The organism is Scytonema hofmannii PCC 7110, assembly GCF_000346485.2.
GTDB classification, from domain to species: domain Bacteria; phylum Cyanobacteriota; class Cyanobacteriia; order Cyanobacteriales; family Nostocaceae; genus Scytonema; species Scytonema hofmannii.
This window is the reverse complement of record NZ_KQ976378.1, coordinates 1-1216: the sequence shown is the minus strand read 5'-3', so window position 1 is coordinate 1216 and position 1216 is coordinate 1. Positions and strand designations below refer to the sequence as shown.

Below are 1216 nucleotides of genomic sequence, written 5' to 3'. Positions count from 1 at the left end.
CTGACTTAGTACAAGACTTAGACAACCTCGAACGTGTGCTTAGCGAACGATGATTGTCATTTGCGACACCTCTCCTCTGTGCTACTTGTTATTAATTGGACAAGTTGGTATCTTACCGCAACTTTTTGGACGCATCATCATCCCTAATGCTGTTCGGGAAGAACTTTTAAATGAAAATGCTGATGCGATCGTCCAAAACTGGATTGCTCAACCTCCGAATTGGTTGGAAATTCACAAAGTTGAACATTTACTCTCAGATTTACCAAGCAAACTTGGTTCTGGCGAGTGCGAAGCCATTTCGTTAGCAGTCGCGTTAAAAGCAAATCTTCTCATCATGGATGATTGGGAAGCACGACAAGCAGCGAGTAATCGTGGATTCACAGTCACTGGACTGTTAGGTATCCTCTATCGTGCGGGAATGAGCGATCTACTTGATTTTCCCAATGCCATCTTTCAACTTCAATCTACAACTTTTCGAGCTTCGCCTTCTTTAATTGAGAGTTTCTTGAGCCGCTACAGACAGGAAAAACGTTAGTAGAAATTTTAGTGGAATATAAGCTTATATGAAAACTAACAATTTCCCGCATATGTTACCTAGACTTTCTGATCCCTGGCAGATAAGTAGTTATACACAGCGTCGCCATAAAATTCAAACACTAAATTACGGTTACAATGAGATTCAAGAAGCTCTCAATGCTTTAGAGCAATGCTTAGAAACTATTTCACTACTTACGCTTCCCCCTATAGAATCTATTCCAGAATCTATAAGGGAGTCTTGGGATTTTTCAACTGAAGAATTAGCAGAAAGGATGCCAACATTAGATGACTTCAAATTTAATCAAGTCACAGAATTTTTAAAAGAAGAAGCAGCTGAATCTATTTCTAGACAAATGATTGAGGATGTCGCATCATGGTGGATTTGGTCAGTAATACAAGATATTATTCAAGTAATTTTAAGATGGCTAGAAGACTCTTTGAGGAAGATAAATAATGATGTTTTAGTTTCACGTTTTATTAAGATTGCTCAACATTATTGGCTGCGTATTGAACCACGTTTAGCAGAATCTCTCTTAAGCCGTAGTGCTATCATAGGTGGGGAAAAAGCTTTACCTCTTCTTGAATCTGTAGAAACTAACACGCAAGCTTTGTCAAAAGTAAAAGCTACAGCACAAGATTATAAAGAATTGATATTAGGAGTTGGTCATAAAAATTCAAG

The 1216-nt window shown here is 38.1% G+C and carries 2 protein-coding genes; both read left to right on the top strand.

Going from position 1 to position 1216, the window contains the following annotated elements:
- The first annotated feature begins 49 nt into the window (after nt 1-49).
- Entirely contained in the window at nt 50-535 is a 486-nt protein-coding gene (locus WA1_RS51950) for a PIN domain-containing protein (RefSeq protein WP_017750209.1), read from the top strand.
- Nucleotides 536-563: 28 nt separating this feature from the next.
- The coding region (locus tag WA1_RS51945; RefSeq protein ID WP_148663127.1) for a hypothetical protein at nt 564-1216 on the top strand (653 nt) is incomplete at its 3' end.